This window comes from Mesorhizobium sp. P3_B5, assembly GCF_056402815.1.
Genome location: NZ_JBFUGR010000006.1, coordinates 312409 through 325625, shown reverse-complemented (window position 1 = coordinate 325625; position 13217 = coordinate 312409). Strand labels below are relative to the sequence as shown.

At 62.7% G+C, this 13217-nt stretch carries 15 protein-coding genes; 2 read left to right on the top strand and 13 right to left on the bottom strand.

Features of this window, described 5'->3' with window-relative positions:
* Positions 1–81: 81 nt before the first annotated feature.
* Positions 82–930, top strand: a complete 849-nt coding sequence (locus AC1DVW_RS18195) for a DUF1194 domain-containing protein (protein WP_477276883.1) — start codon at positions 82–84, stop codon at positions 928–930.
* A 22-nt stretch (positions 931–952) separates the two neighbouring features.
* On the opposite strand, the gene AC1DVW_RS18190 is transcribed toward AC1DVW_RS18195, so the two are convergent.
* The 3 genes from AC1DVW_RS18190 to AC1DVW_RS18180 form a co-directional block, all read right to left on the bottom strand.
* Positions 953–1891, bottom strand: a complete 939-nt coding sequence (locus AC1DVW_RS18190) for a GlxA family transcriptional regulator (RefSeq protein WP_477248051.1) — start codon at positions 1889–1891, stop codon at positions 953–955.
* A 352-nt stretch (positions 1892–2243) separates the two neighbouring features.
* A complete protein-coding gene (locus tag AC1DVW_RS18185; protein WP_013531161.1) occupies positions 2244–2378 on the bottom strand; it encodes a hypothetical protein in 135 nt (44 codons plus the stop codon).
* A 341-nt stretch (positions 2379–2719) separates the two neighbouring features.
* Positions 2720–2905 (bottom strand): hypothetical protein, encoded by a 186-nt coding sequence (locus tag AC1DVW_RS18180; protein WP_477248053.1) that lies wholly within the window; start codon positions 2903–2905, stop codon positions 2720–2722.
* A 222-nt stretch (positions 2906–3127) separates the two neighbouring features.
* Here AC1DVW_RS18180 and AC1DVW_RS18175 point away from each other — a divergent pair, with 222 nt between their 5' ends.
* A complete protein-coding gene (locus tag AC1DVW_RS18175; protein ID WP_477247755.1) occupies positions 3128–4027 on the top strand; it encodes a LysR substrate-binding domain-containing protein in 900 nt (299 codons plus the stop codon).
* Positions 4028–4106: 79 nt separating this feature from the next.
* Here the strand turns inward: AC1DVW_RS18175 and AC1DVW_RS18170 are convergent, their stop codons facing one another.
* From AC1DVW_RS18170 to AC1DVW_RS18125, 10 genes are all read right to left on the bottom strand, one after another.
* Positions 4107–5054, bottom strand: a complete 948-nt coding sequence (locus AC1DVW_RS18170; protein WP_477324826.1) for an alpha/beta hydrolase — start codon at positions 5052–5054, stop codon at positions 4107–4109.
* A gap of 276 nt (positions 5055–5330) precedes the next feature.
* Positions 5331–5516: a hypothetical protein gene (locus AC1DVW_RS18165; RefSeq protein WP_477247758.1), complete on the bottom strand. Its 186-nt coding sequence runs from the start codon at positions 5514–5516 to the stop codon at positions 5331–5333.
* Positions 5517–5705: 189 nt separating this feature from the next.
* Positions 5706–7835, bottom strand: coding sequence for an ASKHA domain-containing protein (locus AC1DVW_RS18160; protein ID WP_477247760.1), 2130 nt, complete (start codon positions 7833–7835; stop codon positions 5706–5708).
* On the bottom strand, positions 7786–8760 hold the full coding sequence (locus tag AC1DVW_RS18155; RefSeq protein ID WP_477247762.1) for a methyltetrahydrofolate cobalamin methyltransferase: 975 nt from the start codon (positions 8758–8760) through the stop codon (positions 7786–7788). The genes AC1DVW_RS18160 and AC1DVW_RS18155 overlap by 50 nt, the downstream gene beginning before the upstream one ends.
* An 80-nt stretch (positions 8761–8840) precedes the next feature.
* Positions 8841–9932, bottom strand: coding sequence for a methylenetetrahydrofolate reductase (locus AC1DVW_RS18150; protein ID WP_477247763.1), 1092 nt, complete (start codon positions 9930–9932; stop codon positions 8841–8843).
* The gene (locus AC1DVW_RS18145; protein WP_477247765.1) at positions 9929–10540 is read right to left on the bottom strand and encodes a methylenetetrahydrofolate reductase C-terminal domain-containing protein; all 612 of its coding nucleotides are present in this window, start codon (positions 10538–10540) and stop codon (positions 9929–9931) included. The genes AC1DVW_RS18150 and AC1DVW_RS18145 overlap by 4 nt, the downstream gene beginning before the upstream one ends.
* The gene (locus AC1DVW_RS18140; RefSeq protein ID WP_477247767.1) at positions 10533–10835 is read right to left on the bottom strand and encodes a virulence factor; all 303 of its coding nucleotides are present in this window, start codon (positions 10833–10835) and stop codon (positions 10533–10535) included. Before AC1DVW_RS18140 ends, AC1DVW_RS18145 begins: the two co-directional genes overlap by 8 nt.
* A gap of 137 nt (positions 10836–10972) precedes the next feature.
* Positions 10973–11755 (bottom strand): formyl transferase, encoded by a 783-nt coding sequence (locus AC1DVW_RS18135; RefSeq protein ID WP_477276879.1) that lies wholly within the window; start codon positions 11753–11755, stop codon positions 10973–10975.
* 110 nt (positions 11756–11865) lie between these two features.
* Positions 11866–12441: a DUF4893 domain-containing protein gene (locus tag AC1DVW_RS18130; RefSeq protein ID WP_477324824.1), complete on the bottom strand. Its 576-nt coding sequence runs from the start codon at positions 12439–12441 to the stop codon at positions 11866–11868.
* A 115-nt stretch (positions 12442–12556) separates the two neighbouring features.
* The gene (locus AC1DVW_RS18125; protein WP_477324822.1) at positions 12557–13186 is read right to left on the bottom strand and encodes a DUF1638 domain-containing protein; all 630 of its coding nucleotides are present in this window, start codon (positions 13184–13186) and stop codon (positions 12557–12559) included.
* Positions 13187–13217: the final 31 nt, after the last annotated feature.

Sequence of the window (13217 nt, the reverse complement as noted above, 5' to 3'; positions counted from 1 at the left end):
CAAAGATTTGAATACAAAGAGCCCGGCCCAGCGCCGGGCTTTTCTCTTTGTCGATCCGCGATTCTCGCTTACCCTTGCGTCATGTCTGCTTTCGCCTGTGCAAGACATCTCTTTTCGGGCTGCGCCGCGCTGGCGCTGTTGTTGTGGCTGACGCCGGCGTCTCTCGCGGTCGAACCCGTCGATGTCGAGCTGGTGCTGGCCGTTGATGTTTCCCTGTCCATGTCGCCGGACGAACTCGAGATCCAGCGCCACGGCTATGCGGCGGCACTTACGCACGACCATGTGTTGCAGGCCATTGCCGACGGTGCCTACGGCAAGATCGCCGTCACCTATGTCGAATGGGCCGGCACGACCTGGCAGCATGTCATCGTGCCGTGGACGGTGATCGCCAACCGTGCCGATGCCGAACGGGTGGTTGCACAACTTTCCGCCCATCCGCCGGGCAGCGCGCGCCGCACCTCGATTTCCGGCGCGCTTGAATTCGGCAGCGATCTTTTCGCCGAAAGCGGCTTTCAGGGCGTCAAGCGCGTCATCGACATTTCGGGCGACGGCCCCAACAATCAGGGCGCTCCTGTCGATATCACCCGCGACGCTGTGGTGAAGCAAGGGATCGTCATCAACGGGTTGCCGCTGATGACCCGCGGCGGGTTCACCGGCGCCTTCGACGTCAACAATCTCGATCGCTACTACAGCGACTGCGTGATCGGCGGGCCTGGCTCCTTCATGATCCCGGTCAATGACTGGACGCAGTTTCCCGAAGCGATCCGCCGCAAGCTGGTTCTGGAACTTGCCGGCCCTGCCTCGCCGCAATGGGCGGCGGAGGAGGCTGATCACCCGCCGGTGATGCTGGCGCAGGACGGCCCGCCCGTCGACTGCCTGACCGGCGAGAAAATGTGGCGCGACCGCAGCTGGATGTTCGACAGCCGCTAGACGTCAAATCTCCTAGGCCGGGTCAGGCCGCGAGCAACTGCTTGCGGTCGACGCGCTCCTGCTGCGGTGAGCGGGCGTATAGCTCGCGGTAGCATTTGGAGAAATGCGAGGCCGAGACGAAGCCGCAGGCGACCGCCACCTCGACCACCGGCATCGACGACTGGATGAGCAGGTGCCTGGCACGGTCGAGCCGGATCTCGAGATAGTAGCGGGCAGGGGACCTGCCCATCTCGGTGCGGAACAGCCGCTCGATCTGGCGGCGCGACAGGTCGACATGGTCGGCGATCTCGATCAGCGACAGCGGCTCGGACAGATTGCCTTCCATTAATTCGATGATGGTCAGCACCTTGGAATTCTGCACGCCAAGGCGGGCGCGCAACGGCAGGCGCTGGCGGTCGGTCGGGCTGCGGACGCGGTCGGTCAGCACCTGCTCGCACACGCGGTTGACGAGGTTCTCGTCAAAATCGTCGCCGATCAGCTTCAGCATCATGTCGAGCGCGGCGGTGCCGCCGGCGCAGGTGTAGATGTTCTGGTCGATCTCGAACAGGTCGGCGAAGACATTGGCCTTGGGGAACGCCTCGGAAAAGCCCGGCAGGTTCTCCCAGTGGATAGCGCAACGCTTGTTGGACAAGAGGCCGGCGGCAGCCAGGATATGGGCGCCGGTACACAGGCCGCCGACGGCGACGCCGCGATTGTATTCCTCGCGCAGCCAGGCGAAGGCCGATCTGTTCTGGTAGCGCTCGACATTGATGCCGCTGCAGACGATCGCCATGTTCGGCCGTTCCGGCCCGGCCATCTTCTTGCGCTCATCCTCCAGCGAGGTGTTGACGGCGCATTCGACGCCGTTCGAGGCGCGCACCGGCTTGCCGTCGATGCTGGCGAGGCGCCAGCGATAGGCCTCGTAGCCGAGCATCCGGTTGGCCGAGCGTAGCGGGTCGAGCGCTGTCGCAAAGGCGATCATGGTGAAATCGGGGATGAGGAAGAATACAAACGATCGCCTGATCGGGTGCTTTATAACGGCATTCACGGGGAAACCTCACGCGGCCATGACGCGAACAGGATGTCGCGAACAGCACAGCGTCATCAGGAAAAACCATTCCTGTCAATCGGGTAGAGGGCGTAGAGGCAACTATATTTGCGACATGGGTCGCAAATGGGCAATCGCCCAAGCGATGGGCTCAAATTGTCGCCGGTCTAGGCAGATTTGCCCCGCCTTGTGGCTCAAAACGAAAACGCCGCCTCGGCTTGCCAAGGCGGCGTTGGGATCAACTTCGAAGCAGCGGCAGGGAACGCTGCCTTCGCAAGCTGTTGTCTCAGGCGACGAAGCCGAGGCGCGCCGCGTTCATGGCGCCGGTCTGGCCGGGCATGGTGTTGGCAAGGCGTTGGCGCTCGAGAGCGGTCGTCAGGTTCATTTCGCGGCGGGCAAAGAGGCGGGCAAAAAGCTTCATGATCATCTCCATTCGGTTGCTCAGACGGGTCGCCTTCGCTTTATGGAGTGGGGCAGCTCGTTTGCTGCCGCTGATATAGGCCTGTGCGAGGACAAACTAAATCGCAAATGCGAAGCGCTTGATATGAAATGCGACACCGATTGCGACATTATTGGGCAAACTGCCCAGAATTTACCATTATTTACAACGCGTTATCCGGCAATTTGCACCGCTATGCGGCTTGTTCATATGCGCCATGCAGTGGCGACATGGCTCCAAAATTCATTTGAATGCAAATAAAACGGAGAAGGCCTGCCGGGCATGGTCTGCGCGGCAGGCCTTCATTCTTTGCTACACACGGTTTACTTCGCTCCAGCCCAGGATCCGACGCCGTGGCGTGCACCGGTCTTGGTGTCGGCAGCTTCAGGCCAGCCGATGTCCTTCTGCAGTTCGATCGGCAGCGAGTGAATGGCGCGTTCGGTCTGGTAGCGGGCGCGGGCCGCGCTGAATTCGGTCGCAAGCCGACCAATGGATGACAGGATAGACATTTCATTCTCCTTCGTTGGCGGTGGGAGGATCCGCACGACTGAGGCGGTACACCCGGTTTGTTTCAGCTTCACTTCATGTCGAATACAGGTCTGTGTCGTGGTCGTTTGGTGGCTGCTTTCGGTACGTCCTGCTTCGATGGAGTTGACTATCCTCCCATTCTGATGTTCAATCAAACGAAATGGAATGATGGTTTGCATCAGAAAAATTGAAGGTCGATCCCGATGAACGCCCCACTCAATCATCCGCTGCCCCTGCTCGATCTCGATGTGCTGCGCACTTTCGTGGCCATTGCCGAAACCGGCAGCTTCACCACCGCCGCCAATGCCGTCTTCCGCACGCCCTCGGCCGTCTCCATGCAGATCAAGAAGCTTGAGGACATTCTGGGCCGCTCCGTCTTCGCGCGCGACGCGCGCTCGGTGACACTGACCACCGATGGCGAGATGCTGCTCGGCTACGCCCGCCGGCTGCTGTCGATCAACCGCGAGGTGGTGTCGAAGTTCATCATTCCCGACATTGTCGGCGTGGTGCGGCTCGGCTCACCGGACGATTATGGCGAGCGCGTGCTGCCGCATGTGCTGAAGCGTTTTGCGCAGTCGCATCCGTCGATCGCCGTTGACGTCACCATCGACCAGAGCAGCAATCTGCGCCGCCGCATGGACGACCGCGCGCTCGACATCACGCTGCTGACCAACTCCTACAAGACCAGCGCGATCGGCGCCGAGGTGCTGCTGACCGAGCCGATCGTCTGGGCCGGCGCCAAGGGCGGATGTGCGCATCTGCGCGAGCCGCTGCCGGTATCGCTTTGGGAAGAAGGCTGCGCCTGGCGCGCTGGCGCCCTGGAAGCGCTCGGCCGTGAGGGCCGCAACTACCGCATCGCCTATATGAGCGCGCACACGGCCGGCCAGCGCGCCGCCATCATGTCCGATCTCGCGGTAGCGCCGCTGCCGAAGTCGTTCCTCGGCAACGACATGGTCGAGCTTTGCCCGAAGGACGGCATGCCGGACATCGGCACCTACAATCTGGCCATGGTGGTGGCGCCGGATGCCAGCGCACCGGTCAAGGCAGTCGCCGACCACATCCGCGCAACCTTCGAAGTGTTCCGGGAAACCGGCAAGTTCTGATTTTTGTAACGATCGGAGCCCGTCCCGACAGGATCGGGGGCGGGCTCTTCTTCGTCCGGAATGGCTCGCGGGTGACAGATCAGGTGGCGATCTGACCCTGTAGCGGCCATCGACCGGCCGTAGCGCGGCGTGGTTTGGTTTCGCCGTTCAGGAAGGCGACGATGCTGTCGCGCGCGCGGCGCGCCTCGGGCATCTCGATCAGCGGCCAGACGTGGAACATGCCTTCCTCATAGACGACCTCCACATCGACACCGGCGTTACGAGCTTTCTCGGCGAAGATCAGATTGTCGGGGCTGAGCAGATCGTGCGAGCCGGTCAGCAGCAGGGTTTTCGGCAGCACCGACAGGTCGCCGTAAAGCGGACTGATGTGCCAGTCGCTTCGAGCGAAGCCGGCGCTGTAGAGCCGGACCGCCTCCATCCCGCCAGAAATGCCCAGCCACGGATCGTTGCGCTCGGCTTCGAAGACTTCGGGGTTGGCAAGCGACATGTCAAGACCTGGCGAAATCAGCACATGACGTGACGGCAAGGGCAGGGCTTCTTCCGCGGCCATCATGGTCAGCACCACGGCCATGTTGCCGCCGGCGGAGTCACCCATGAAGACGATGTCTTCCGCTTCGGTTTCGTCGAGCATCTGGCGGTAGACCTTGCCGACCATGTCGAACATGGCGTGGAAATCATGCTCGGGGGCAATGGGATAGATCGGCACGGTGATGCCGAAGCCAAGGCGATCGGCCATTTCGGCGATCAGCCCCCAATGATAGGGCGTGATTTCAAAGACATAGGCGCCGCCATGCAGGTAAAGAATCTGCTTCTGCTCGCCGGCCTTGGGCGCGATTTCGTAGACGGGAAAGCCGCCGACGGTGCGCGTCGTGATGCCGAGCCGCGACCGCAGCGCAGCGGGCGGCTGGTGGTCTTCGGTCTTGCGAGCATAGGCAATCCAGCGCTGCAGGTTTTCCGGGCTGGCAAAGGCCTGCTTGCGGCTATGCCGGAGCACAAACGAAACGACGTGGCTTTTGAAACTGGGCATGCGGATACACGAACTTCGGCTGGAGCCGACTAAGAGAAATCTCCCTGTCTTCGAAGATCGTGCCTCGGCCAGAAATGTCAAGTTTTGCGTGGTGGTCAACACGGTTGTGTGATCTGGGGCCGCAACCCCAAGGCAGCTTTCCCAGCCCTTTAGGGCACCGCAACAGCGTTCAACGCCGAGGCAAAAGTGCTGCGCGCAGCTTTGTATCGGTTGTCGCCGGAGCCGTATCGCGGCTCCGGCGTTTGGCCAACAGCTTGCATTTGTCGGCGAATGTCATCAGCGCGCCGAGCCCAGGAGCAGAGCCGACAAGGTGGCCTGCGGGTCATTGCGCGGCGACACCGGCCAGCCGATATCCTTCTGGATTTCGGAAGGCAGGCTGTTCAGTGCTCGGACAGATCTGTTCCGGTTGTGGGCATGCTTGATGGCCGCACCATAACGGCCGAGGCTTTCGAACATCGACATCGTGATCTCCCTTGAAGGATCGCGGCGGTCGGAAGAGATTTCCTGCCTGCCGCTTGATGCCGGTTAAATGCGCCGCGCGTGTATCTGGCGGATTTCACGAAAACAGCGTTTTCGTTTCCAGATCGGCCGATCTTGAAACATTTGCATACAAATGAAATTGGAGGCGTTCGACGCTCTGTTGCAGGCGGTTTACTCTCGCCCGCGCCTTGCCGCATGGCCTTCGCGCGAACGCCGGCGCGGGGCGGCATCGCCGGCAACACCGTCTTCGCTGACGGTCTTGCGCGGCGGCAGTTTCACCGCGGCCGAGAGTTTCGGGAACGGGTCGACCTTGTTCGGCAGCGCCATGGCGTAGACGAAATGCTCCTGGAATTTCGGCTCCAGCGCGGTCTCGATCTTCTCGATCTTGCTGACCGTGTCCTCGATCTCGCGGCGGTAGCCGCGATTGAGCAGCGCCATGCGGGCGCCGGCGCCGGCGGCGTTGCCGACCGCCGAAACCTTGTCGAGATCGCAGTCTGGGATCAGGCCCAGCACCATGGCGTATTTCGGATCGATGAAGGAGCCGAAGGCACCGGCGAAATGGATGCGGTCGACATGCTCGGTGTGCTGTTTTTCCATCAACAGCTTGGTACCGGCATAGAGCGCTGCCTTGGCGAGCTGGATGGCGCGCACGTCGGTCTGGGTGATGGTGATCTTCGGCTCGCCTTCCTTCAGCACGTAGGAGAAGGTGCGGCCGTTGGCGGTGACGCGCGGCGAGCGCGCCGACAGGCCGCCGTCGATGACGCCGTCCTCGGAAATGATGCCGGCAAGATACATTTCGGCGACCACCTCGATGATGCCGGAGCCGCAGATGCCGGTGACGCCGGTTGCCTGCACACTGTCGAGGAAGCCAGGCTCATCCGACCACAGTTCCGAGCCGATGACGCGGTACTTTGGCTCCAGCGTGTCGGCATCGATGCGCACGCGCTCGATGGCGCCGGGGGCGGCGCGCTGGCCGCCGGAGATTTCCGCGCCTTCGAAGGCCGGGCCGGTGGGGGAGGAGGCCGCCACGACCCGCGCACGATTGCCGAGCACGATCTCGGCATTGGTGCCGACATCGACGATCAGCATCATCTCGTCCTGGCGGTGCGGACCTTCCGACAGCGTGACGGCCGCCGCATCGGCGCCGACATGGCCGGCGATGCAAGGCAGCATGTAGAGCCTTGCGCCCTGATTGAGCTTGAGGCCGATGTCCGAGGCCTTGATGTGCACGGCGCCCGAGACGGCCAGCGCGAAGGGCGCGCCGCCGAGCTCGGTCGGATCGATGCCGAGGAACAGATGGTGCATGATCGGATTGCCGACGAAGACGCTGTCCAGAATGTCGTTGCGCTGGACGTTGCCTTCGGCGCAGACCTTGTCGACGAGGCCGGAAATCGCCTCGCGCACGGCCACCGTCATGCCTTCGCGGCCGTCCGGGTTCATCATCACATAGGAAACGCGGCTCATCAGATCCTCGCCGAAGCGGATCTGCGGGTTGGACGTGCCCGACGAGGCGGCGACGCGACCCGACAGCAGCGACACCAGATGCATGGCGATGGTGGTCGAGCCGATATCGCAGGCGAGCCCATAGGCCTCGTTCTTGAGGCCCGGCCACAAAGCGATGACCCGCGCGGTCTCGGTCTCGGCATCCTTGTAGATGGCGGCGGTCGCGGTCCAGTTGCCCTTGCGCAAGATGCCTTGCACCTGCGGCAACAGGTGAAAATCGAAATCGAGGTTTTTCAGGCTCCAGTCGTGCATCAGCGCGATCTTGAGGCGGTCGAGATCGCCGAGCGGCTTGTGCATGTCGGGTTCTTCGATTTCGACATAGCACATGCGGACCGCCGAATCGCGGGCGATGACCCTGGTGTCGGCATCCTTGCGGATGGTCTGCGCGTTGATGACGGTGTCCTGCGGCACGTCGATGACGAGATCGCCGAGGATCTGCGCCGAACAGGACAGGCGCCGGCGCTCAGGCAGGCCGCGCACGCGTTCGTAGCGCTCTTCCTTGGCGCCCTTGGGCGTGATGTGGTCGTTGGAGGAGATGATCTTGTGCTTGGCGAAATTGCCTTCCTGCACTTCAATCTGGCAACGCCCGCAGGTGGCGCGCCCGCCGCAGACGCTCTCGACATAGACGCCGAGCTGGCGTGCGGCGTCGAGCACCGGCGTGCCGACCGGAAACCGCCCGCGCTTGCCGGACGGCATGAACAGCACGAGCGGATCGGTGATGTTTGCAGGCGAGTTCACGATTGCGCGCTTATCCTCGACCCATCCGGGCTTCACGACCGCCACGGCGGCGACCACCATTGCTGGCGCCGTCGCCCGGCGCATTGACCTGCGTCGGTGCTGCCACCGCCTGGCCGCCTTCGGCCGGCTTGTAGTCCTTGTAGGTCCTGATCCAGTTGGTGCAGTTCTCGTCGGTGCCGTTCAGCACATTGGCGCCGCGCACGGCTTCCATTTCCTGCGGACGCACCGGGTTCATGATGGCGCTGGTCATGCCGGCGCCGATCACCATCGGGATGAAGGCGGCATTGATGCCATGGCGGTGCGGCAGGCCGAACGAGATGTTGGAGAGGCCGCACGTGGTGTTGACCTTGAGCTCTTCGCGGAGCCGACGCAACAGAGCGAACACCTGGCGGCCGGCATCGCCCAGCGCGCCGATCGGCATGACCAGCGGGTCGACGACGACATCATGCGCCGGAATGCCGAAATCGGCGCAGCGCTCGACGATCTTCTTGGCGACGGCGAAGCGCACGTCGGGATCCATCGAAATGCCGGTCTCGTCGTTGGAGATGGCAACGACCGGAACGTTGTATTTCTTGATCAGCGGCAGAATGGCTTCGAGCTTTTCCTCTTCGCCGGTGACGGAATTGACCAGCGGGCGGCCCTTGGCAACCTTCAGCGCGGCTTCGATTGCCGCGGTCACCGAGCTGTCGATCGACAGCGGCAGGTCGACCAGCCCCTGGACGATCTCCAGCGTCTGCACCAGCAGGCCTGGCTCGGTCTCGTTCGGGTTGACCGAGGTGACGCCGGCATTGACGTCGAGCATGGTGGCGCCGCAGGCGGCCTGTTCCAACGCGTCCCGGATGACGGTGTCGAAATTGCCGGCGATCATCTCGGCGGCCAGCTTCTTGCGGCCGGTCGGATTGATGCGCTCGCCGATCACGCAGAACGGCTGGTCGAAGCCGATAATGATTTCTCGTGTCGCCGAGGCGACGATGGTACGGGTCATGAAATCTCTCCGTCGTGATATAAAGAGTTCTTTATATCGTTATCTGATTTCGATCAAGCGAATGGTGAGCATGCGCGCCGTCAATGCGCGGTCTTCACCATGTCCACCTGTGTTTCGGTAATCTCGTCGTGCAGTATGTGGTCGAGCCGGTCGGCAACGAGCTGGTCGTCGCGGCGGATTTCGCGCTTCCACGGCTGGCGGCCCTTGAGCACGCCCGATTCATCGACGATCTCGGCGACATATTCTTCCTGGCGATAGGCCATCACATGGACGCCGGAAACGCCGGGAATTTCTTTCACCTCGTTGATGATGTCGATGCAGAGCTGCTTGCCTTCCTTCTTCTGGTCCTGCGCGCCTTCCAGCCGCTTGATGACCGAATCGGGGATGTGGATGCCGGGCACGTTGGAGCGAATCCATTTGGCGGTCTTGGCCGAGGCCAGAGGCCCGACGCCGCACAGGATGAAGCATTTTTCGGTGAAGCCGAGATCGCGCACCTTCTGCATGTAGGTGCGGAACATCGGCACGTCGAAGCAGTACTGGCTCTGCACGAACTGCGCGCCGGACGCGATCTTCTTGCCGAGCCGGTGTGGGCGGAAATCGATCGGCGGCGCGAAAGGGTTGATCGCCGCACCCAGGAACAGCTGCGGTGGCGTGGTCAGCTTGCGGCCGGAGAGGAACTTGCCGTTGTCGCGCATGATGCGGCAGGTTTCCAACAGCGACATGCAGTCGAGGTCGAACACCGGCTTGGCGCCGGGCTGGTCGCCGGCCTGCACACCGTCGCCGGTGAGGCACAGCATGTTGGCGACGCCCATCGCAGCACCGCCCAGCACGTCACCCTGGATGGCGATGCGGTTCTTGTCGCGGCAGGCGATCTGCATGATCGGGGCATAGCCCATGCGGGTCAAAAGCGCGCAAATGCCGACCGACGACATGTGGCAGTTGGCGCCCGATGCATCGACGGCGTTGATGGCGTCGACCCAGCCATCGAAGATTTTCGCGCGGTTGTAGACGTCTTCGGGATCGGCGCTGTCGGGCGGGTTGAGCTCTGTGGTCACCGCGAATTCGCCGCGCCGCAAGACGCGCTCCAGCCGGCCGCGCGAGGTGTGGCCGGGCAGGGGATCGAGCGGCAGGTGGATGCCGGCCGGGTTCTCGTCGAGCTGGCGGCCGATCATGCCGATGCTCCGGTGTTTGCCGCACCATTCTTGGCGGCTTGCGCGGCTTCGCGGGCGGCTGCGGCCTGCGCGGTCACCCGCAGCCATGCCGAGGTTTCGCGCAGCGACTGATCGACCGGCTTCTGCACGTCGAGGATCTTGTCGCCATGCACCATGTTCTGCGAGCCCTCCCAGGCCTTGACCCAGACGCAAGGCATGTCCGGCTCGACCTCGCAATTGCCATTGGCGCGGACGCCGCCGCAGGGTCCGTTGCGCAATTGCTTGGGGCAGTTCATCGGGCATGACATGCCGGTGGAGGACAGCACGCACTGGCCGCACATGCGGCAGTCGAACATGAAGCCCTTGACGCGCTTTTCGACGAATTTGATCGGTCCTTCGACGCGGCCGTAGCCGATGCCTTTCCAGAGGGGATGCAGAAGCAGGAACATGTCGGCGAACCGGGAATAGAACCATTCGAGCAGCCGCGAGTGCCGGATCGACCAAAGCCGTACCGCAAAGGAGCGCTGCACGCGCCGCTGCGGCGACACGTCGGCCGGCTTGTAGTCGGATTTCGGCGCTGCCTTCTTGTTGAGGGTGGCTTGGGTAATCGCCGGTTGGGTGTCAGACATTTTCTTTCCCGCCCGCCTTCACCAGAGCGACCAGCCGCTCGCGGTCGTATTTCGTATCGAGGTCCTGAAAAGCCTTTTCGACCTCGGCTTCGAGGTCGTCCCCAACCGCAATCGGGTCGGCCTTGCGCCATTCGGCGAGATAATCGTCGGTGCCGCCGGCGCCGGTGCGCATGGCGCACATGTCGATCGCCTCGGTGAAGCGCAGCGGCAGTTCGCGCTTGGCGTTCTGCCGGCCCTTCTTGACGATGATTTGGGCGGGGATGTCGCGCCAGTAGACGACGATCAGATCGGCCATGAATTCCTACTCCTCGTGATTTCGAGCATTGCCGCAAGCGCAGTTGGGCTGCTTGTTATGGGACGACGCGCGCGCATTCAAAAGCGACGCTATTGGCGGTCGCAAAAAGAAAGGCGAAAATCCTTGGGATGGCCGGCCTACCAGACGCCGCTTTTGACGCCGGTCCAGAGATAGAACCAGATCGTCGGATGATACCATTGCTTGGAGGGCAGGCCGGGATCCGAGATGGCAAGTTTTCCCGCCAGCGCATCGCGGACCGCGTCGACGCAGACCTCGCGCGAGAACGCCGCCTGCCGCAGCGCATAGCTTGAAATGGTGTCGCCAGGCTCGGCTTTGCCGCGCGCCTGCCGCAGCACGCCGCCGGTGTCGACGCCGGCATCGACCATATGCACGGTGGTGCCGAAGTTTTGCGCGTCGCCCGAGGCCAGCGCCCAATAGCCGCCATTCATGCCGCGGTATTTCGGGGCGACGCCGGCGTGGTAGTTGAGCACCGGGCACGGCATTTTTGCCAGCGTCTGCTTCGACAGCAGGCGGCAGCCGGCGAGCAGCACGACGCCCGGCTGGATTTCCGCGATCGCCTGCAAACACTCGGGAGCGTTGGCTGAGGGGACACGGATGATCGTCTGTCCCGGCTCCGGTTCGGTCTGCAGCTTGTGTTGGGCAATCAACCGTGTCGCATGGCCGGCAAAAAACCGTTTGCCGAGCCGCGTCAGCACCATCGTGCCGAGCTGTCCGACCGCGGAAATCCAGCCCTGGCGACGGGCGCGGCCGAGCAGCAATTGCTTTTTGGATTCAGGGCTTTCGAGGATGACGCTGACAGGGCCGAGCGTGTCGGCGATGGCGTTGACGATGGCCCAGATATGCGGGCCGCCTTCGGTGACGACGACGATCGGCCGTGGATTTGAGTTTTGGGGTTCCATGGTTCGCAACCGCCGCCCGGGAATATGCAGCCGATGCCGGCCAGAGCTCGGGATGCTAGGCCGTCCGGGTTAATCCTTGGTGATCGGCGTGCCGGTCAAGGAGGCGCAGCTCAGCGCTTGAATTCCATGATGTCGAGCTTCGATTCGTAGTAGGGCGCCGGGAATTCGATGCGCCATTCGCTGGCGCTGTTGCGGAAGGCGTAGCCGACCTGGTCGCTTTGCGGGCCGCTGCCATAGGGCTTTGCCGGATCGTCGTTGACCGAGAGTGAGCCGAGATAGATGGCGCGTTTTTCACCATCGTCGAAGAAGCGGCCCTTGGTGCGCTGCGAACCGCTCACCTTTTCCAGCCGCCAGCCGGAGCCATCGTCGGTCACCTTGCACTTGAACCAGCCATAGATGACGAGCGGGCCTAGGCCGCCGGCCTTGATGGTGCGGCACTTCCAGTTGCCGGTCAGGTCCTTGTCGGAAAAGGCGACGAAAGGCTTTGCCAGCAAGGCGTCGAGCTGCTTGACGTCGGCGGGGTCGCCGGCCTTGGCTTCGTCAAGGGCTGCCTTGCGTGTCTCGCCATATTTGTCGAGCCGCACCTTGTCGGCAGGGGTGATCAGTTTTTGCACCTCGCCGTCGGCGTAGGCGGGCAGGGCGAAGGAGAGCAGGCCGAGAACGGCAAGCAGGGGACGGATGACCATCGGTGGCTTTCCTCGTCGCTGGCTGGAGCAGCTTTGTTTGCGTCTAGGGGCACAACTTACCCGATCGCGGCGGCCTGTCATCCATGCTTGACGGCGTTGCGGCCGAAGAATTGCCTCAGGCGCGTGCGGCGGCTTGCGCAAGTCCCGCTGTCAGGTCGCCATAGCCGGTCGAGCGGCGCTCATAGGCGAGGCCGAGCATTTTGGCGGCTTTCTCGGCAACCTTGTCGAGTTCCAGATCGTCGGTCTGGGCGATATAGACGAGCTTCTCGTAGTTGCCGAAATAGTCCTTGATCAGCTCCGGGTGCTTGTCGAGCCCGAGCGGCTTCATGAAGAAGGCGTCGAATTGCCGGCACAGGAAGTCGGTCATATAGAACGACATCATGTCGTCGTCGGCGATTTTCGCATAGGCATCCATGCCCTGGTAGAAGGCAAAGCAGTGCGGCCCGGCCATCCGCTCGACGCCGTGTTTCTCCAGCACGCGGTCGAGCAGGCCGCCGGTGCCGCAATCGGCATAGCCGACGAAGATGTTGGTATAGCCTTCGGCCTTGGCTTTCTCGATCGCCTTGTCCATGGCTGGCGCGATGCGATCCGGGTAGAAATGGAACTCCGCCGGCAGGCACGTCAATTCGAGGTGATCGAGCCCCAGCTGTTCCTTGACGGCCAAAACTTCGCGCGCAATCATCCCGCAGGCGATGACGAGCAGCCTGTCGTCTTGATTCGGTTTCGTTTTTTGTGTCTTGGCCATGGAACCTGTTGAACCGGCCTTCGTTGCTCTG